We start from the raw sequence: 19,999 nt of genomic DNA, 5'->3' as shown, positions 1-19,999 counted from the left end.
GGCAGCCTGCGGATCAGTCCGTCGTGATCGCCGTTTCCATGTCGGTCGGATCGATCTGCCGGCTCAGCCCCGCGTTGAGCTTGTCGCGGTCGAGCTCACCCTCCCACCAGGCGACGATCACGCAGGCCACGCCGTTGCCGCAGAGATTGGTCAGCGCGCGGCATTCGCTCATGAACTTGTCGATGCCGAGCACGATCGCCATGCCCGGCACGAGGCGCGGGTCGACCACGGCAAGCGTCGCGGCCAGCGTGATGAAGCCCGCGCCGGTGATGCCGGAGGCGCCCTTCGACGTCAGCATCGCCACGACCAGGATCGTGAGCTGCTGACCGAAGGAGAGATCGAAACCGAGTGCCTGCGCGATGAACAGCGTCGCCAGCGTCATGTAGATGTTGGTACCGTCCAGATTGAACGAGTAGCCCGTGGGCACCACGAGGCCGACCACCGACTTGGAGCAGCCGAGCCGTTCCAGCTTCTCCATCAAGGATGGCAGCGCGCTTTCCGACGACGAGGTGCCGAGCACGATCAGGAGCTCGTCCTTGATGTAGGCCAGGAACTTGAAGATCGAGAAGCCGGCCAGGCGCGCGATGATGCCGAGCACGACGAACACGAACAGCGCGGCCGTGACGTAGAAGGTCGCGATCAGCCCGATCAAATTGAGGATCGCACCGGTGCCGAACTTGCCGATGGTGTAGGCCATCGCGCCGAACGCACCGATCGGCGCCGCGCGCATCACGATGGAGATGACGCCGAACACCGCGTGCGCGGCATCGTCGATGAACGAGCGGATCGTGTGGCCGCGCTCACCGAGGCTCATGATCGCGAAGCCGAACAGCACCGAGAACAGCAGCACCTGGAGGATCTCGCCTTGGGCAAAGGCGCCGACCACGGTGTCCGGAATGATGTGCAGCACGAAGTCGACGGACTTCTGGCCGGCTGCCTGCTTGGCGTAGGTCGCAACGGCCGCCTCGTTTGCCGCCGCATTGCCGAAGCCCGCGCCCGGCCTCACCAGGTTGCCGATAATGAGTCCGATCACCAGGGCGAAGGTCGAGACGACCTCGAAATAGACCAGCGCCTTGACGCCGATGCGTCCGACCTTCTTGGCGTCCTGGATGTGGGCGATGCCCGAGACAACGGTGCAGAAGATGATCGGGGCGATCACCATCTTGATCAGCTTGATGAAGCCGTCGCCGAGCGCCTTGATCCAGTCGTTGGTGGCAACCGTCGGCCAGAGCCAGCCGACGATGGCGCCGAGCACGATGGCGATCAGCACTTGGACGTAAAGAACCTTGTACCACGGCTTGGCAGCGGCCGGCGCGACCGGCGTCCCCGCCATCGTTGTCGTTGTCATTGTTTCACTCCCCCTCGAAACGCCGGGCCAGCCAAGATCAACTTGGCCGGCCCTGTCAATTGGAACTGCTCGTACTTGCGCGCTTTACCCGCGGCGATCGACAATCCGGCGAGCCGCCGGCATCAGCGTCGCGCCCAGCGCGTTCTTGACCAGCGAGGCCGCGATGAACGGCGCCAGGCCGACCTGCCAGGCCTTGGACGCGCCAAGGCCGAGGCCAAAGGCCAGCCAGCCGAACCCGGCGGCCAGAATGACGATATGGCCGACGGCCATCGCGGCAAACAGCAGCACCACGCTGCGATCCCAGCCGCGCTCGGCGAGCCAGCCGGTCACGAAGGCCGCAGCGATGAAGCCGAACAGATAGCCGGCGGTCGGGCCGACCAGCGGCGCAATTCCACCCACGGGACCTGCGAATACCGGCAGGCCTAGCGCGCCCTCGGCGAGGTAGGCGATCATGGTTGCGCTGCCAAGGCGCCAGCCATAGGCGGCACCGATCATCAGCACCACCAGCGTCTGCAATGTCATGGGCACGTAAGGCAGCGGCAGGTTCACCTTGGCCGACAGCGCCAGCAGCGCCGTGCCGAGTGCGACCAGTACGAAGGCGCGCAGTGCACCCACGGTTTCACCCGGCCGGGTTGGCCACATCAATGCGGCGAGAGGAGAATGCGGTGCAGCAGCGGACGGGACGGATCGGTCAGTCAAGATGAACTCCGGAGGTGGGCGAAAACTGGCGGCTATTTAAGCCAGTGAGCGATCCGGTCAACTGCCTCCCGCATCTCCGCCGCCGAACGCGCATAAGAGAACCGGATGAACGAGCGGCCATGGATGGGATCGAAATCGAGGCCCGGCGTTGCCGCGACATGGGCCTGTTCCAGCATCTGCTTGGCGAACTCGAAACTGTCGGAGGTGAAGTCCGAGACATCGGCATAGAGATAGAAGGCGCCGTCGGCCGGCAGGAACCTGGTGAGGCCGGCCTTGGGCAATCCCTCGATCAGGATGCGCCGGTTTTCCTGATAGCCGTGCTTGATCTCCTCCATTTCGGCCGCGCCGTCGAAGGCGGCCTCGGCCGCGATCTGCGACAGCGACGGCACCGAAATCGACAGGTTCTGCTGCAGCCGCTCGATCGGCCGCACCAGGATCTCCGGCACGACCATCCAGCCGACGCGCCAGCCCGTCATGCAAAAATACTTCGAGAACGAGTTGATCACGAGTGCGTGGTCCGACAGCGCCGCCGCCGTCACCGCCGGAAACGCATAGTCGAGCCCGTGATAGATCTCGTCCGAGATGAAGCGGATCTTGGCGTCTTCGGCCGCCGCGATCAGGCCGGACAGCGCCTCGCGGGACATCATCGTTCCCGTCGGATTGGCGGGGCTGCCGACCAGCACACCCTTCAGCGGCGCCTTGCGATGGGCGGCAAGCAGCGCCTCGCCGGTGAGCGCGTGACGCGTCTCGTTCGTGGTCTCGATCAGCACCGGCTCGCAGCCGAGCGCGGTGAGGATGTGGCGGTACGGCGGATAGCCCGGCACCGTCACGGCGACGCGGTCGCCAGGCTCGAACATCGACAGGAAGGCGAGGATGAAGCCGCCCGAGGAGCCCGTCGTCACCACGATCCGCTCGGCGCTGACGTCACAGCCATGGGCATCGCGATAGTGCCGCGCGATGCGCTCGCGCAGGCTGGGGATGCCGAGCGCGGAGGTATAATCGATCCGTCCCGCCTCGAGCGCCGCGTGAGCGGCCGCAATCGCGGTCTTCGGCGCGCCGGCCGCGGGCTGGCCGACCTCCATATGGATGACATGGCCCCCGGCGGCCTCGATTCGGGCCGCCGCGGCCATCACGTCCATGACCATGAACGGGGGAACATCGCTACGGCGGGAGGGCTCGAGCCACTGCCCCAACCGGTTCCTCAATGTCGCATCGTGCATCGATTTCTGCTATTTCGCTGGCGGACCGGCCCGTCCGGTCCGGGAAACGGGGCGCTTGCGCCCCAGACTGGCCGCATTGTACGGCTCATAAGGGGTAAGGCTCATAGGCCATATCGCGTATCCGGTCCGCCGCCAATCGCCAAAACCAATCACGAAACTGCTTGCCAAGATCTCTTGCCAAGACCGCTTGACCAAGACCGCTTGATGTTGCTCCAGATCGCATTGCGCAAAAAGGCCTCCGCCCTCACCGCCGTCGTCACCGCCGCGGCGATCGCTTTGCTGCCGCTCCCGGCGGCGCAGGCACAGCAGAAGGGCCCGCCGGTCCTGCGCGACACCGAGACCGAGCAGTTGCTGCGCGAATATACCCGCCCGATCCTGCGCGCCGCCGGTCTGGAGAAGCAGAACATCCAGATGGTGATCATCAACGACGGCTCGTTCAACGCGTTCGTCGCGGACGGCCGCCGCATCTTCGTCAATTACGGCGCGATCCTCCAATCGGAAACGCCGAACCAGATCATCGGCGTGCTCGCGCACGAGACCGGGCATCTGGCCGGCGGCCATCTGTCCAAGCTGCGCGAGCAGCTCGCCAGCGCCCAGACCCAGATGATCATCGCGATGCTGCTCGGCGCCGGCGCGATCGCCGCAGGCAGCGCCCGCGGCGGCAACGCCGGCAACAACGGCCTCGCCAATGCCGGCGCGGCCGCGATCGCCGGACCGCAGGAGATGATCCGCCGCACGCTGTTGTCCTATCAGCGCCAGCAGGAGGAGAACGCCGACCGCGCCGGCGTGAAATTCCTGACCGCGACCCAGCAGTCGCCGAAGGGCATGTACGAGACGTTCAAGCGCTTCACCAGCGAGAGCCTGTTCGCAGCGCGCGGCGCCGATCCCTATCTCCAGTCGCACCCGATGCCCGCCGAACGCGTCGCCTCGCTCCAGGAGTTCGCCAGCTCCAGCCCCTATTGGGACAAGAAGGACGATCCCGCACTCCAGCTCCGCCACGATATGGTGCGCGCCAAGATCTCCGCCTTCATGGAGCGGCCGGAGACGGTGTACCGTCGCTATCCCCAGACCAACGACAGCTTGCCGGCACGCTATGCCCGCGCCATCAGCACCTATCTGCACGGCGATCTGCGCAGCGCGCTCGCCCAGATCGACGCACTGATCCAGGTCCAGCCGAACAACCCGTACTTCTACGAGGTGCGCGGCCAGGCCCTGCTCGAGAGCGGCAAGCCGGCCGAGGCGATCCCTGCCCTGCGCAAGGCCGTCGCGCTATCGAGCAACTCGCCCCTCATCGAGATGTTACTTGGGCAGGCTCTGGTTGGAACCGATAATAAGGCCTACACCGACGATGCCGTTCGGATTCTCCGCGCCGCGGTGGCGCGGGAGCCCGAGGCGCCGCTCGGCTATACCCAGCTCGCGATGGCCTATGGCCGGAAGGGAGATTATGCCGAGGCGGATCTCGCGTCGGCGCAGGCCGCCTACTTGCGCGGCGACAACAAGACCGCCCGCGAGCTCGCCACGCGCGCGAAAACCCGTTTCGCCGTCGGCACGCCCGGATGGGTCAAGGCCGACGACATCGTGGCAGCCAAGCCGCCGCGCAACTAGCCAGAACGACGCCAGACACCACGACGTCACGACACCGAGCCTTGAGCCCGCCGGGACGTTTTCCGAAACCTGCTTTGGATAAGAGGATTTGCCTATGCCTTCGCTGCGTCTGCTTGCTCCCGCGCTGTTTGCGCTCGCCATGTTCGGCGCAGCCGCGCCCGCGTCGGCCGACAGCTTCTCCGATGCCCAGCGCACCGACATCGAGGCGATCATCAAGAACTACCTCGTCACCCATCCCGAGGTGCTCGAGGAGGCGATGACCGAGCTCAGCAAGCGCCAGGCCGCGGCGGAAACCCAGAAGCACGAGGCCAGCATCGCGCAGAACGCGGACGCGATCTTCAACTCGCCGCGCCAGGTCGTGCTCGGCAACAAGGAGGGCGACGTCACCTTCGTCGAGTTCTTCGACTACAATTGCGGCTACTGCAAACGCGCGATGGGCGACATGCTCGATCTCATGAAGAGCGATCCGAAGCTGAAGGTCGTACTGAAGGAGTTTCCCGTGCTGAGCCAGGGCTCCGTCGAGGCCGCCCAGGTCGCCGTCGCCGTGCGCATGCAGGATCCCACCGGCAAGAAATATCTCGACTTCCACCAGAAGCTGCTCGGCGGCCGCGGCGCGGCCGACAAGGCACGCGCGCTGCAGGCGGCCAAGGAGGCCGGACTCGACACCGCGAAAATCGAGAAGGATCTCGCCAGCCCCGAGGTGCGCGCCACCATCGAGGAGAACTTCAAGCTCGCCGAGGCGATGGGCATGAACGGCACGCCGAGCTACGTGATCGGCAAGCAGATCGTGATTGGCGCCATCGGTCTCGAAGGCCTCAAGGAGAAGATCGGCGTTGCCCGCTGCGGCAAGGCAACCTGCTGATCACGCGCTTCACAACTCACGCACGCAACGAGGCCGGCTGAAAAGCCGGCCTTTTTGCTGCGCCAAACAATGGCGCGATCCGGCACAATCATTCATCCGGCGTTCAACAAACAAATGCCGCGGAACCGCCGATGTTCCGGAACAACCGATATCTCCTTTCGTTGTTGGCGCGGGCAATGACGCAAATAAACACGTGAGGAGAATCTAAATGTTGAACCGCTTTATGATCTCTGTTGCCGCGCTTGCACTCGTCGCCGGCACCGGACTGGCGAACGCACAGGGCACCATGAACCGCGAGAGCGGCGGCGCCGGCGCGCAGCCCGCGCAGCAAACACAGCCGTCGGGCGGTGCGGCCGAGCGCGGCGCCACGGGCAAGGACTCCGTGACGAAGGAAAAGGGCACCGTCGGTCAGGCTGGCGGCGCCAGCGCCTCGAAGCCGGGTGCGGCCGCGGAAGACAAGTCGCCCGGCGCGATGAAGGACGAGCGCCCGGGCGGCGCGATGCACAAGAACGCCGCCGAGGACAAGGCCGGCGCGACCAAGGGCCAGCGTACCGACGAACGCGCGCAGGGTCAGATGGACAAGTCGCAGCAGGACAAGTCCAAGAGCATGAGCCAGGATACGACCAAGTCCGGCGCCAAGGACCACAAGGACATGAAGGCTGAGGACAACAAGGCCGGCACGTCCACCAAGAGCAATGCCGAGAACCGCCCAGGCTCGGGCACCTCGACCGACATGAAGGCCGAGGGCAAGAGCTCGACCTCGTCCTCGACGACGGTCGGCCAGGCCGGCGCTGCCGCCAAGCTCTCGACCGAGCAGCGGACCCAGATCACGTCCGTGATCCGCGAGGAGCGCGTGGCCCCCGTGACCAACGTGAACTTCTCGATCGCGGTCGGCACCCGCGTGCCGCGCGAGGGTATCGAGCTGCATGCCCTGCCGTCCCGCGTCGTGTCGATCTATCCGGAGTGGCGCAGCTACCGCTACGTGCTGGTCCGCGAGCAGATCGTGATCATCGATCCGAATACCTATGAGATCGTCGCGATCCTCGACGTCTAAGGCCGGATGACGGCAACCTCAGGGGCGGGCAGCGATGCCCGCCCCTTTGCGTTCGGCCGACAGCCATGCTTTTGACTGGTTAACAAGCAATTTCCGTAGCTTCCGCACAGGTTTTTGCACCCCGGATGAGGTGCCTGAAGGCCTCTGGGAGGTCCTTCAAGGCTTCCCCTAGGGCGCTTTGTTACCTATAACCCCGCCACGCCGAAACACCTCTTGCGGGATTGGAATGGCCGAACCAGCAACCGACACGATCCTCGTTCTCAACGGGCCGAACCTCAACATGTTGGGGACGCGCGAGCCCGAAAAGTATGGTCACGCGACCTTGGCCGACGTCGAGGCGCTGTGCCGGGAGACGGCGGCATCATTCGGTCTCAAGGCCGACTGCCGTCAATCCAACCGCGAGGGCGAGTTGATCGACTTCATCCACGAAGCGCATGCGCGCAAGATGAAGGGCATCATCATCAATGCCGGCGGCTATTCGCACACCTCGATCGCCCTGCACGATGCGCTGCTCGCTGTGCAGATCCCGACGGTCGAAGTGCACGTGACCAACATCCACGCCCGCGAGAGCTTCCGTCATCACTCCTACACCGCGCGCGCGGCCTTCGCCTCGCTCTGCGGTTTCGGCATCGAGGGCTACCGCCTCGCCATCCAGGGCCTTGCCGCCAAGCTCGGCCTCAAGCCCAAAGCCTGACGCTCCCTCCCCACACAGAACATTCGGATCAAGAACATGGCGCGCCAGCCAGACGACAAAGCAGCCGCAAAGTTTTCCAGCGAGGATTCCGCGCTCGTCCGCGAGCTCGCCCTGCTGCTCGATGAGACCAGCCTCACCGAGATCGAGATCGAGCGCGCGGGCCTGCGCCTGCGCGTCGCCCGCAACATCAGCGTTGCCGCGACCATGCCGATGCCGGTCGCTGCCGCTGCCGCCGGCCTGCCGGTGGCCACGGCCGCGCCCGCTGTTGCCGCGGCGGCCGACCTGTCGAAGCATCCCGGCGCCGTCACCTCGCCGATGGTCGGCACCGCCTACTGGGCGCCGGAGCCCGGCGCCAAGCCGTTCATCGAGGTCGGCAGCAAGGTCTCGGTCGGTCAGACGCTGCTGATCATCGAAGCCATGAAGACCATGAACCAGATCCCCTCGTTGCGCGCCGGCACGGTGACGCAGATCCTGGTCGAGGACGGCCAGCCGGTCGAGTTCGGTGAGCCGCTCGTCATCATTGAGTAACGGCCAGGGCAGCTCAGCTGCCCCCGTCGCATTTCGCGCGCCAGTCCCTTAAGGACACCATGTTCGACAAGATCCTCATAGCCAATCGCGGCGAGATCGCCCTTCGCATCCTCAGGGCCTGCAAGGAGCTCGGGATCGCGACCGTCGCCGTGCACTCCACCGCCGACGCCGACGCCATGCATGTGCGCCTGTCGGATGAGAGCGTGTGCATCGGACCGCCGCCGTCCAAGGACAGCTATCTCAATGTGCCCGCGCTGCTCGCGGCCTGCGAGATCACCGGGGCGGACGCCGTGCATCCCGGCTACGGCTTCCTGTCAGAGAACGCGCGCTTCGCGGAAATCCTCTCCGAGCACAATCTGCATTTCATCGGCCCCAAGGCCGAGCATATCCGCCTGATGGGCGACAAGATCGAGGCCAAGAAAACCGCCAAGAAACTCGGCATCCCCGTGGTGCCCGGCTCCGATGGCGCGGTCGGTCCCGACGACGATGCGCTGGGGATCGCCAGGAAGATCGGCTTCCCGGTGCTGGTGAAGGCGGCGGCGGGCGGCGGTGGCCGCGGCATGAAGGTCGCGCACAGCGAGGCCGACCTCCTGATGGCGCTGTCGACGGCGGCCAATGAGGCCAAATCCGCCTTCGGCGATGCGTCCGTCTACCTCGAAAAATATCTCCAGAAGCCGCGCCATATCGAGATCCAGATCCTCGGCGACGGCCGCGGCGGCGCAATCCATCTCGGCGAGCGCGATTGCTCGCTGCAGCGCCGCCACCAGAAGGTCTGGGAGGAAGGCCCCTCGCCCGTCCTCTCCGCCGCCGCGCGCGCCAAGATCGGCGAGACCTGCGCGAAAGCAATGCGCGAGATGAAATATCTCGGCGTCGGCACCATCGAGTTCCTGTTCGAGGACGGCGAGTTCTACTTCATCGAGATGAACACCCGCATCCAGGTCGAGCATCCCGTCACCGAGAGCATCACCGACATCGACCTCGTGCTGGAGCAGATCCGCATCGCCGCCGGCGGCGAGCTGCCGGCGAGGCAGGAGGAAGTCCAGGTCATCGGCCACGCGATCGAATGCCGCATCAACGCCGAAAATCCGGTGACCTTCCGCCCCTCGCCCGGCCGGATCCTGCAATATCATCCGCCCGGGGGCCTCGGCGTCCGGATCGATTCCGCCGTCTACCAAGGCTACACGATCCCGCCTTATTACGACTCGCTCGTCGGCAAGCTGATCGTGCACGGCAAGACGCGCGCCGAATGCCTGATGCGGCTGCGCCGGGCGCTGGACGAAATGGTGGTCGAAGGCATCGAGACCACGCTGCCGCTGTTCCGCGCGCTGGTGCGCGAAGACGACATCATCAACGGCGACTACCACATCCACTGGCTGGAGCAGTACCTGGCCGGCAAGGCGGAACCCGCTGCGAAATAGTCTTCCCGCCCCGTGGAACCCTCTCGCCCCAATCGCGTTCTGGACGGTTGGGCAGTTCCAAGGGGGCGTTTTGAACTCCACCGGCGTAACAGGGCGAGACCGTCGTGACCGCTGAGGCGCAGCGGCGGCGCGCATTTTGGCAGATCCTGCTGTTCGCTGCGGGCCTTCTGGTGCTGACCGTGATCAGCGCCGGCTCCGTCTATCTCGTCAACAAGGCGCGGGAAGACAGCAAATCGGTCGTCCACACCATCGAGGTGGAGAACCAGATCAACACCCTGCTGCTCGAAGTCCGACGCGCCGAGAGCAGCGCCCGCGGCTTTCTCCTGACGCAGGGACCGGATTTCCAGTCGGATCACGAGAAGGCCGTCGCAGCGATCATTCCGGCGCTCGACAAGCTCACGCGGCAGATCGGCGACAATCCGGCGCAACGCGACAGCATCGAGAAGCTGAGCGCGGCGATTGAGACCCGGCTCGACCAGTTCTCGCGCGAGATGAATTTCGTGAAGCAGGGTCAACCCGACAAGGCCACGGCGCTGATCCGCGAGGCCGCCGCCGGCAACACCACAACCACGATCAGCAACCTGGCCAACGCGATGACCCGCGAAGAGGAACGACTGTTCCGGATTCGCACCGCCAACTCCGACCAGAGCCAGACGCTGGCCGCGTCGATGACCGGCATCGGCTCCGGCCTCGTCGTGGTGCTGGCCCTGATCTCGATCTGGCTGGTGCGGCGCTCGGCCCGCGCCCGTGACGAGGCCGAAATGCGCCTGCGCGATGCCAACGTCAACCTGGAGACCGTCGTCGACGAGCGTACGGCAGACCTGCGCGAAGCCAACAACGAAATCCAGCGCTTTGCCTATATCGTCAGCCACGATTTGCGCTCGCCGCTCGTCAACATCATGGGCTTCACCAGCGAACTCGAAGAACTCGGCGGCGACATTTTCCGCCGCATCGGCAGCCTTACCCGCGTCCCGGCCGACGGGCCACCCCTGGCCCCCGGCGAGATCGCGCTCGAAGGCCCCGACCAGCAGCTTTCAGCGGACTTCTCCGAGGCGCTCGGCTTCATCAAATCGTCGATCGCCAAGATGGACCGGCTGATCTCGGCGATCCTCAACCTCACCCGCGAGGGCCGGCGCGAATTCCAGCCGGAGAAGATCGACATCCGCGAGTTTGTCGAGGCCATCGTGTCGACACTGGCGCATCAGGCGGTGGAAGCGCAGGCCGAGATCCACATCGCGCCCCTGCCGAATATCGTCAGCGACCGCCTTGCGCTGGAGCAGATATTCTCCAATCTGATCGACAACGCGATCAAATATCTCAAGAGCGGGGAGCCCGGAGAGATCAGAATTCGCGGGCGCACCAAGCTCGGCTACGCTATCTTCGAGATCAGCGACAACGGCCGCGGCATCGATCCAAAAGATCATCAGCGGATTTTCGACCTGTTCCGGCGCGCGGGAACCCAGGACAAGCCCGGACAGGGCATAGGTCTTGCACATGTGCGTGCACTTGTGCGCCGTCTCGGCGGCACCATGTCGGTATCGTCGGAACTGAACGCGGGCAGCACATTCACGATCACGCTGCCCGTCGCCTGGAACGCCAGCAACCGGAACGTAGATCGATGACGCAGCCTGTTACCATCATCATGATCGAGGACGACGAGGGGCACGCCCGGCTGATCGAGCGCAACATCCGTCGCTCCGGCGTCAACAACGAGATCATCCCGTTCGGCAACGGCACCGACGCGATGAGACACCTGTTCGGCGCCGACGGCAGCGGGCTTTCCCAGAAGGGAAATGCCCTCCTGATCCTGCTCGACCTCAACCTGCCCGACATGAGCGGGATCGACATTTTGAAGCAGATCAAGGAAAACAGTCATCTCAAGGCATCGCCCGTAGTCGTCCTCACGACCACAGACGACTCCCAGGAGATCAAGCGCTGCTACGAGCTCGGCTGCAACGTCTACATCACCAAACCCGTCAACTACGAGAATTTCGCCAACGCCATCCGGCAACTCGGGCTGTTCTTCTCGGTCATCCAGGTCCCGCCCGCCGCCACATGAACCAGAGAACGCCGACACTGCTGTATATCGACGACGACGACGCGCTCGCGCGCCTGGTCGACCGCGGCCTGACGCGGCGCGGCTACAGGGTCGTTCATGCCGCGAGCGGCGAGGAAGGCCTCGAGCACATCCGCCGCGCCGGCGCCCAGGACAGCATCGAAAGCGGCATCGACGTCGTTGCGCTCGACCAGTACATGCCGGGTCTCGACGGCCTCGAGACGCTGGAGCAGATCATGGCGATCCCGGGCGCCCCACCCGTGGTGTTCGTCACCGCCTCGCAGGATTCCAGCATCGCGGTCACCGCGCTGAAGGCGGGCGCGGCCGATTACCTCGTCAAGGACGTCAAGGGCGACTTCATCCCCCTGCTTCACGTCGCGGCGGAGGGCGCGCTGCGCCAGGCCGAATTGCAGAATGCGCGCGAGGAGGCCGAAGCCGAGATCCACGCCTCGCGCGACCGCTATGCCGCGCTCGCCGCCGAGCGCGAGATGCTGCTGCGCGAGGTCAATCACCGCGTCGGCAATTCGCTCCAGATCATCGCCTCGCTGCTGCATCTTCAGGCGAGCTCCGCCGGGCAGGAAGAGGTCAAGGCCGCGCTGACCAACGCGATGGGCCGCGTCGCCGCGGTCGCGCAGGTGCACCGCCGCCTCTACACCTCGCAGGACCTCAAGAGCGTCGTCCTGAACCAGTACCTGGACTCGCTGCTCGAGGACCTGCGCCGTTCGGCCGAAGGTAACCGGATGTCGCGCCTGACGCTGAAGGCCGAGCCGATCGAGATCGATCCGGACCGCGCGGTCGCCGTCGGCATCATCGTCAACGAGCTAGTGATGAACGCGGTGAAATACGCCTATCCCGACGGGGCCGGCCCGATCCATGTCGAGCTGACCCTGCAGGACGAGAATCTGCTGCTGGCGATTGCCGATGACGGCGTCGGCGACAACGTCAAGGCCGATCCGCGCTCCACCGGCATGGGCCAGCGCATCGTCGCGGCCATGGCCACCAAGCTCGACGCCTCGGTCGAGCGCGATCCCGCCCACAGCGGAACCCGCATCTTGCTGAGGTTCCCCCGCGTGCCCGTCGCGCCCGGCAAGAGCAACAGCGCCGCCGCGAGCTGACCCGCGCCCCCATCGCAACCGCATTGCGATCCTGCTATTGTCGCACCATGACTTCGCGCGACTCCGCTTCGTCTGAAATTACGCCGGCCGTGCTGCTGCGCGCCTATGCCTGCGGCATCTTTCCGATGGCCGAGAGCGCCGACGATCCGACCCTGTTCTGGGTCGAGCCGGAATTGCGCGGCGTCATCCCGCTCGGCGGATTCCGCGTGGCCTCGCGGCTCGCGCGCACCGTGCGCTCGGATGGGTTTCGCGTGACCGTCAACACCGCGTTCAAGGCCACGATTGCCGGCTGCGCCGCGCCGCAGGCCGGGCGCGAGGACACCTGGATCAACAAGCGCATCCGCGACCTCTATGGCGGCCTGTTCGAGCTCGGCCATTGCCACAGCGTCGAGGCCTGGCAGGGCGACGACCTCGTCGGCGGACTCTACGGCGTGAGCCTGGGACGCGCCTTCTTCGGCGAGAGCATGTTTCACACCGCGCGCGATGCCTCGAAGGTCGCGCTGGTGCACCTGGTCGCGCGGCTCATCCATGGCGGTTTCGAGCTGCTCGACACGCAATATGTCACAGAGCATCTGAAGAACTTCGGTGCGGTCGAGATTCCGCGGCGGCGCTACACCGCGCTGCTCGACAAGGCGCTGGCGGGCGAGCCCGGCGATTTCCTCAAGCTCTCGCCCGGCGAGGCGATCCCCGGCGCTCGCGCGCTCGAGATCATCGCCTCGCGGCAATAGTCGATAGCCGGCTTAGCGGCCGAATCCGGGGATACCGAACAGGCCTGGCCGCTGCTCCGGTGGCGGGGGCGGCGGCGGTGCCGGTTGCTGCTGCTGGATCGGCGGCAATGGCTGCGGCGGACGCTGCTGCACGGCCTGCTTGGGCGCGGCCTTCTTCTGCGCGGGCGGCGGCGGCGCAGCCGGCTTGGTCGCGGGATCCGATGCAGCCGTCGCAATGGTCTGCTGCGGCTCTTTGCAGTCGGTCAGCCAGATGTCGTAGATCGGATGCTCGACGCCGTGCAGGCCGGGGCTTGCCGCGTACATCCAGCCCGAGAAGATCCGCTTCACCTCGCCCTGCAAGGTGATCTCGTCGACCTCGACGAAGGCGTCGGTGTTGGCGGCTTCCGTCGCCGGCCTGGTGTAGCAGGCATCGGTCTTGACGCGCAGCGCGCCGAACTGGACGGTCTCGCCGATATCCTCGTCGAAATTGATGATACGTCCGGTGATCTTGTCGAGGCCGGAGAAGGTCGCCTTCTTGTTCACGATCTTCTGGGCCGGCGGCTCGGTCACGACCTCGTCGCCCGGCTGCAGGCTCGCCGGCGTCTGCGGCACGGCACCGCCCGGCCCGCCCTTCTGCTGGGGCTGGCGCTGACCGGGCGCGCCCGGCTGGGGGGCGCCTGGCGGCGCGACCGCCACGGGCGGCGGCTGGTTCGGCGGAGCGACGGTGGAGCCTGGCGGCGGCGCCAAAGGCTGGGTCTCGACCGGCCCCGGCATGACATTGCCCTGACGTCCGGGCGGCGGCGCCAACGGACGCGATGGCAGCACGCGGCCCTGCGGCGGCAGCTCGGGGACCTCCTCGTCGTCGTCGGGCACCTGCGGCTGCGGCTGTCCGCGCGGAATGCTGCCGGGCGGCCGCAGCGGCGGCGGATCGGAGAAGATCGTGCCGATCTGCGCCTGTGAGGGCGTCGCAGCCGTGAGCGCAGTGGCGGCAAGAAGCGCCGCAAGACCTGTCAGGGTAAGGGTTCGAACCATCTTCTCGCGCGGCTTCAACAGCGAATCGGGCTTGCTGGACATTCTACAGGGGATACCGCCGCTCGCAGGCCATCCGGTTAACACGCCGAATACGGCGGGGAAAGGGCGGCATCCCTGCCCTGCCCGGCCCCGGCTGGCCAGACCACCGGCCGAATGGGATAGTCGGACGACCCTTCCCTGGGGGCCGAGGCAGGTCCCGCCCCCCGAACATGCCGTCCAACGATAAACAGAAGCCCCAAGGTCGCTCCCCCCATGCCCGTTGTGCTCGATCCCGATGCCGCCGCCGTCTACATGGCCTTCCAGGAGGCCGGCCGCCCCGCCTACGAGACCCTGACCGCAGCGGAAGCGCGCGCCTATTACGCCCAGGCGCGCTTTGCCACCAACCCCGAGCCGCCCGAACTTGCCCGCGTTGCTCCGCTGGCGATCCCGGCGCCGCACGGCACCATCCCGGCCCGCATCTACGTGCCGAAGGACCCGCGCCGGCACGACGGCCTGTCGCCGGCGCTGGTGTTCTTCCATGGCGGCGGCTGGGTGATCGGCGATCTCGACTCCCATGACGTCGTCTGCCGCCAGCTTGCCGTCGAAGCCGCGCTGATCGTGATCTCGGTCGACTATCGCCTCGCGCCCGAGCACAAATTTCCCGCCGCGGCCGATGATGCAATCGCCGCGACCAAATGGGTTGCCGCGAATGCGCGCGAGCTCGGCATCGACGCCTCCCGTCTCTCGATCGGCGGCGACAGCGCCGGCGGCAATCTCGCCGCGGTCGTCGCGCTCGCTGCGCGCGATGGCAACGGCCCCGCGATCGCCGGCCAGATCCTCATCTACCCGGCCGTCGATTTCGCCATGACGCACGGCTCCCACAGCGAGCCCGAGACCAGCGTGCTGCTGACCCATTCGGTGATCCGGTGGTTCCGTGACCATTACCTCAACGGCACCGCCGACATCCACGACTGGCGCGCCTCGCCTGCGCGCGCGGAAAACCTTGCCGGCCTGCCGCCGGCCTATGTGCTGACCGCCGGCGCCGATCCCCTGCGCGACGAAGGCGACGAATATGCCGCGAGCCTGAAGCAGGCCGGCGTCAGCGTGACCTACAAGCACTTTCCCGGCCAATTCCATGGCTTCTTCACCATGGGCAAGTTGTTGCGAGAGGCCAATGTCGCGGTCAGCGAGATCGGCGCGTGGTTGAAGGGATTGGGCTGACGACGCCGTTGCGCATGGCTTCCAATCTTCAAACGATCTTCGCCATTCCCCTGCGCGGGCTGACATGGCTCGGCGACCAGGGCACGCGCGCCGTGGCGGCCATCGCCTTCATCGCGGTTGCGGTGCCGCCGCTCGGCGCGCTGCTGCGCCCCTACGTCACCGAAGCGATCTTCCTTCTGCTCTGCATCTCCTTCATGCGGGTCGACCTGGCGGCGCTCTACGGACATCTGCGCCGGCCGGCCCTGGTCGCGGCCGCCACGGCCTGGACCACGATCGGCGTGCCGCTGATCGTCGGGCTGCTCGCACATGTAAGCGGGCTCGACAGAAGCTCGCCCGGCCTCTTCCTCGCGCTGATGCTGCAGGGCATGGCCTCGCCCATGATGGCCGCCCCGGCGCTCGCAGCGCTCATGGGTCTCGATGCGACGCTTCCCCTGGTCGCGCTGGTGACCGCCACCGCGCTGGTGCCTTTCACGGCCTCGTTGTTCGCGAGCCTCTTCCTCGGCGGCATGCTCAGCATCTCGCCGCTCACGCTCGGCCTGAAGCTGCTCGGAATTCTCGCGGCGTCGCTGCTGGCCGCGACCGTCATCCGCCGCTTGTTCGGCACCGAGACGATCCAGCGCCACAAGCGTCCGATCGACGGCATCAACATCGTCATCCTGCTGGTGTTCGCCTCGGCGGTGATGGGCGACGTCGCAACCGACTTCCTCGCCGCCCCCCTGTTCACGATCGGTGTCGCGCTGCTCGCCTTCGCGGTCTATTTCACCCTGCTCACCGTCACGACGCTGATCTTCCGCCGCGTCGGCTATGAGCGCGCCTTCGCGATCGGCCTGATGGTGTCACAGCGCAATCTCGGGCTGATGCTGGCCGCGACCGCGGGCGCACTGCCGGCCACAACCTGGCTCTACTTCGCGCTCACGCAGTTTCCAATTCATCTTGCGCCCTACCTGCTGACGCCGATCGCGCGCCGGCTGACGGCACACGCAGGTACCTCCGGCCGGGCAGCTGCAGATAGCCCGACCTAGGCGTGTGCTCATAGATCCGGGGATGTCTGCTTTCGAGGGTGAACGGGACAGGCGGTCCCACTCTCGGAACTTCACACCCTGTGCCCCAGAGCGGCCATCAAGGAGTGGCGGCTTACGCTCGCTGGCGCTCAGGCGGGGTACTCCCGCCAACATGCGTCAATCCGCCACATAACCCCGGAGGATGATTCTCCCCGAGCGATGCGAACGCTATCCAACGTTGCCTGCGGCTTGGTCGTCGCGTGCCACCCAGAGGCGGGTTTGGAGGAAGTCGTGTTCCGTCCCGATGCTCATGGCATCGCACATTCTCAGCTCACTGCTTTCGGCCAATGGTGTGAGGCCCGAACGGGGCAGCGGCTGAGCGATCACGCTGCGATGGACCGCTTCTCGGTGGAGGATTTCCACAGCTTCTGGCGTCTCTTCCTTGAGTGGTCCGACGTGCCGCGGGACGGTGCAGCCGAGCCCGTCTGCGTCGGCGATGCCTGCGAGACCGCGCGCTTCTTCCCGGATCTTCGTCTCAACTACGGCGAGTGCCTCCTCGCCGGCAGTCCCGGCCAGCCGGTCCTGACAGCCTGCCACGCTGACGGCAGCCGCGACCGGTTCACGCGTGGCGCGTTGCGCGTCGCGGTTGATCGATTGGCAAAGTCGTTGCAGCGGCTCGGTGTGCGCCGCGGCGACCACGTCGTGGCAATCGCACGCAACAATGCCGAGGCGGTCATTGCCTGTCTGGCGACCGCCGCGATTGGCGGGACTTTTGCCAGCTGCGCGCCGGAGATGGGCGTACCCGCTATCCTGGCGCGGTTCGCCCCTCTCGAGGCCGTGGTGCTCTTCGGCTGCCTTCGAGCGGAGCGATGGGATGCGGGAATTCCGGTCGCCGAGCGCGTCCTCGAAACGGCGGCCGGCCTGCCGAGCCTCGCGGCGATCATTGCGCTGGACGATGGCTCGCTGGACGTCGATGAGGGGACGGCACCTCTGCACAGGCTTGCCGATCTGCTCGGTGATGATGATGGTGGCGAGATTGGGCCAGGCTGGCCTCGTCACCCGTTCAACCATCTGCTGTTCACGATGTTCTCTTCGGGCACCACGGGCCCGCCAAAATGCATTCAGCACGGCGCCGGGGGCACCTTACTGGAGCATCTGAAGGAGCACCGGTTGCACTGTGATCTCAGCCACGGCGACAGGCTGTTCTTCCAAACCTCCTGCGGTTGGATGATGTGGAACTGGCAGCTCTCGGCGCTGGCGTCCGGCGTCGAGATTGTCCTCTACGACGGGCCGCTCGCAGCGGCGGACACGTTCTGGCGGATTGTTGCCGAGGAACGTGTGACCGTGTTCGGCACCAATCCCGCCTATCTGCACTTCTGCGAGGAGAAGGGTTTCTCCCCAGGGCGGGTGCTCGACCTTTCTGCCCTGCGCACCATGCTCTCGACCGGCTCGATCCTCTATCCCCGCCAGTACGACTGGGTCAGCAGCAAAGTGAAGCCGTCGATGCCGCTGCAGTCGATCTCAGGCGGCACGGACATCATCGGCTGCTTCGTCCTTGGCAATCCGAATCTGCCGGTCCATCGCGGCGAGGCACAGTGCCGCAGCCTCGGCCTCGATGTCCGCTCGCTGCCGCCGCCTGACGATCCGCAGGCGGAGATAGGCGAATTGGTCTGCGCCAACCCTTTCCCCTCGCGGCCCCTCGGCTTTCACGGCGATGCCGACGGCACCCGCTTCCACGCCGCCTACTTTGCTCAGAACCCCGGCTATTGGACCCATGGCGATCTGATCGAGGCCACGCCTCATGGGGGCTGGCGCTTGCATGGTCGTTCAGACGGCGTCCTCAACGTGCGCGGCATCCGCATAGGGACCGCGGAGATCTACCGCATCCTCGATGACGTCGGCGGGATCGTCGAGGCGATGGCGGTCGAGCAGCAAGCGGAAGACGAGCCAGGCGGCACACGCATGGTTTTGTTGCTCGTGTTGCGCGAAGGCGTGGTGCTCGACAGCGCTCTCGCCAAGCACATCCGCTCCGAGCTTGCACGCTGCGGCTCGCCGGCCTTCGTGCCGGCGCGTATCGCACAGGTCGACGCGCTTCCTGTCACCTTTAACGGCAAGCGGTCCGAAATCGCAGCGCGGGATGCGGTGAACGGCCGCCCTGTACGGAATCGCGACGCCCTGCAGAATGCCGAATGCCTTGAGGCCATTGCCAACCATCCGGTTCTGCGAGCGCCTCCGACCGCCAGTGTGTCTCGGGAGCCGCCCCCCGTCTGTGGAGTGCTCCCAGACGTTGAGCAGCTGCGGAAAGACCTGCAGGCGATCTGCCAGCGCGTGCTGGACCTGGCTCCCATCGGCTGGTCCGATAATCTTCTGGACCTCGGCGCGGACTCGCTGGCCATAGTCAGCCTGCTCCTGGAGATCGAGAGCTATGCAGGGCATCCGGTGCCACTTTCGGCCTTTCTGCGGGCGCCGTCGATCGAAGGCCTGATCGCGGTCCTCTCCGGCGCGGAGGCAATGACGGCCCAGCAGCTTGGCCGGTCGGGCCTGCACGTCCGTGCCCTCGGTCCGGAGGACGTGGAGCCGGTCTGCCGCTTTCTTGAGGAATCGTTTCGCGGGGCGGGCATCGATGCCACGAGATGGCGCCGTCTGTTCGATCATGGCTGGTCGGATCACACCCGCGGCTTCATGCTTTTCGACGGCAACGCCTTGGTTGGATTCATCGGGGCAGTTGCTGCCCGGCGGCAGGTGAACGAGGAGGCAGTCCTCGTCTGCAATCTGTCCTCTTGGGTTGTACGCGCGCAGTACCGCGGCTGGGGCATGGCGCTGCTCGCATCAATGCTGGATGACGCGAACGCCACATACACGTGCTTCACTCCACAGCCGTCGTCTTGGGCCGCCCTCATCGCACAGCGTTTCAAACCGCTGGACTCGCAGCGCATCGCCATACCGCCATTGCTACAGGCCGCGACCTTGTTCGGCTCGACCCGGCCGATGATCAGCTTCGATCCGGCCGTGGTCCGCGAGAGACTGACCAGCCACCAAAGGCAAATCTTCGACGATCACGCGGCGTATGATTGCCTGCAGCTCATCGTCGTCGACGGGCCTGATTACGCCTATCTCGTGGTGAAGCGCCGCGATCAGCGTCTTGCAGCAAGTCGATTGGGACGACTGGCACGGTTTCTGCCGCTCAAAATCCCCTATTCGGACATTCTGCATTGTAGTGCGCCGGTTCTGTTGTTGCGGCATCTCGAGCGCGTCAAGCTGGCGATCTTGCGCCGGCAGCGAACGGTGGCGCTCGTCGCGGAGGCGCGAATCTTTCCGGTCCCACCACGAGGCATGATGCTCCCGATGATCACGTGCTTCCGTTCCCCGTTGATCGCCGACGGCGAGCTCGACAGGCTGTATTCGGAAATCGTACTCCTGCCCATCTGAAGGCGGACATTCGCTTTGCGCATTGTCGACG

The 19,999-nt window shown here is 65.9% G+C and carries 17 protein-coding genes; 13 read left to right on the top strand and 4 right to left on the bottom strand.

The window, feature by feature from the left end:
• Window positions 1-13 precede the first annotated feature (13 nt).
• The 3 genes from ACE10W_RS18755 to ACE10W_RS18745 all read right to left on the bottom strand — a co-directional run bounded on the left by ACE10W_RS18755 (window position 14) and on the right by ACE10W_RS18745 (window position 3,267).
• Window positions 14-1,348, bottom strand: coding sequence for a dicarboxylate/amino acid:cation symporter (locus ACE10W_RS18755; RefSeq protein ID WP_011087071.1), 1,335 nt, complete (start codon window positions 1,346-1,348; stop codon window positions 14-16).
• Between the two features lie 84 nt (window positions 1,349-1,432).
• Window positions 1,433-1,990 carry a biotin transporter BioY gene (locus ACE10W_RS18750; RefSeq protein WP_011087070.1) on the bottom strand — a complete coding sequence of 186 codons (558 nt, stop codon included), beginning with the start codon at window positions 1,988-1,990 and terminating at the stop codon, window positions 1,433-1,435.
• Window positions 1,991-2,079: 89 nt separating this feature from the next.
• Entirely contained in the window at window positions 2,080-3,267 is a 1,188-nt protein-coding gene (locus ACE10W_RS18745; RefSeq protein ID WP_028171231.1) for a pyridoxal phosphate-dependent aminotransferase, read from the bottom strand.
• A 204-nt stretch (window positions 3,268-3,471) separates the two neighbouring features.
• Here ACE10W_RS18745 and ACE10W_RS18740 point away from each other — a divergent pair, with 204 nt between their 5' ends.
• The 10 genes from ACE10W_RS18740 (at window position 3,472) to aat (ending at window position 13,327) form a co-directional block, all read left to right on the top strand.
• Complete coding sequence (locus tag ACE10W_RS18740) at window positions 3,472-4,872, top strand: M48 family metalloprotease (protein ID WP_011087068.1); 1,401 nt, start codon at window positions 3,472-3,474, stop codon at window positions 4,870-4,872.
• A 94-nt stretch (window positions 4,873-4,966) separates the two neighbouring features.
• Window positions 4,967-5,734, top strand: a complete 768-nt coding sequence (locus ACE10W_RS18735) for a DsbA family protein (RefSeq protein ID WP_011087067.1) — start codon at window positions 4,967-4,969, stop codon at window positions 5,732-5,734.
• Between the two features lie 208 nt (window positions 5,735-5,942).
• Window positions 5,943-6,788, top strand: coding sequence for a DUF1236 domain-containing protein (locus ACE10W_RS18730; protein WP_271557287.1), 846 nt, complete (start codon window positions 5,943-5,945; stop codon window positions 6,786-6,788).
• Window positions 6,789-7,014: 226 nt separating this feature from the next.
• Window positions 7,015-7,482, top strand: a complete 468-nt coding sequence (gene aroQ / locus ACE10W_RS18725; RefSeq protein WP_011087065.1) for a type II 3-dehydroquinate dehydratase — start codon at window positions 7,015-7,017, stop codon at window positions 7,480-7,482.
• A gap of 36 nt (window positions 7,483-7,518) precedes the next feature.
• Window positions 7,519-8,010 carry an acetyl-CoA carboxylase biotin carboxyl carrier protein gene (gene accB, locus ACE10W_RS18720; protein ID WP_028171229.1) on the top strand — a complete coding sequence of 164 codons (492 nt, stop codon included), beginning with the start codon at window positions 7,519-7,521 and terminating at the stop codon, window positions 8,008-8,010.
• A gap of 59 nt (window positions 8,011-8,069) precedes the next feature.
• Window positions 8,070-9,428, top strand: a complete 1,359-nt coding sequence (accC, locus tag ACE10W_RS18715; protein ID WP_011087063.1) for an acetyl-CoA carboxylase biotin carboxylase subunit — start codon at window positions 8,070-8,072, stop codon at window positions 9,426-9,428.
• A gap of 104 nt (window positions 9,429-9,532) precedes the next feature.
• Window positions 9,533-11,050, top strand: a complete 1,518-nt coding sequence (locus ACE10W_RS18710; RefSeq protein ID WP_028171227.1) for a CHASE3 domain-containing protein — start codon at window positions 9,533-9,535, stop codon at window positions 11,048-11,050.
• A complete protein-coding gene (locus tag ACE10W_RS18705) occupies window positions 11,047-11,487 on the top strand; it encodes a response regulator (protein WP_011087061.1) in 441 nt (146 codons plus the stop codon). The genes ACE10W_RS18710 and ACE10W_RS18705 overlap by 4 nt, the downstream gene beginning before the upstream one ends.
• Complete coding sequence (locus tag ACE10W_RS18700; RefSeq protein WP_271557281.1) at window positions 11,484-12,599, top strand: sensor histidine kinase; 1,116 nt, start codon at window positions 11,484-11,486, stop codon at window positions 12,597-12,599. The genes ACE10W_RS18705 and ACE10W_RS18700 overlap by 4 nt, the downstream gene beginning before the upstream one ends.
• Window positions 12,600-12,646: 47 nt before the next feature.
• Window positions 12,647-13,327: a leucyl/phenylalanyl-tRNA--protein transferase gene (aat, locus tag ACE10W_RS18695; RefSeq protein WP_028171225.1), complete on the top strand. Its 681-nt coding sequence runs from the start codon at window positions 12,647-12,649 to the stop codon at window positions 13,325-13,327.
• Window positions 13,328-13,339: 12 nt separating this feature from the next.
• Here aat and ACE10W_RS18690 read toward each other — a convergent pair whose 3' ends face one another.
• Complete coding sequence (locus ACE10W_RS18690) at window positions 13,340-14,380, bottom strand: DUF2155 domain-containing protein (protein ID WP_375762666.1); 1,041 nt, start codon at window positions 14,378-14,380, stop codon at window positions 13,340-13,342.
• 210 nt (window positions 14,381-14,590) lie between these two features.
• Here ACE10W_RS18690 and ACE10W_RS18685 point away from each other — a divergent pair, with 210 nt between their 5' ends.
• From ACE10W_RS18685 to ACE10W_RS18675, 3 genes are all read left to right on the top strand, one after another.
• Window positions 14,591-15,538 (top strand): alpha/beta hydrolase, encoded by a 948-nt coding sequence (locus ACE10W_RS18685; RefSeq protein ID WP_271557280.1) that lies wholly within the window; start codon window positions 14,591-14,593, stop codon window positions 15,536-15,538.
• Between the two features lie 14 nt (window positions 15,539-15,552).
• Entirely contained in the window at window positions 15,553-16,560 is a 1,008-nt protein-coding gene (locus tag ACE10W_RS18680; RefSeq protein WP_028171222.1) for a Na+-dependent transporter, read from the top strand.
• 270 nt (window positions 16,561-16,830) lie between these two features.
• Window positions 16,831-19,968: an acetoacetate--CoA ligase gene (locus ACE10W_RS18675; protein WP_375762665.1), complete on the top strand. Its 3,138-nt coding sequence runs from the start codon at window positions 16,831-16,833 to the stop codon at window positions 19,966-19,968.
• Window positions 19,969-19,999 lie beyond the last annotated feature (31 nt).

The sequence above is a fragment of the Bradyrhizobium sp. B025 genome (assembly GCF_042257955.1).
Classification (GTDB): domain Bacteria; phylum Pseudomonadota; class Alphaproteobacteria; order Rhizobiales; family Xanthobacteraceae; genus Bradyrhizobium; species Bradyrhizobium diazoefficiens.
This window is presented reverse-complemented; position numbering and strand designations above follow the sequence as displayed.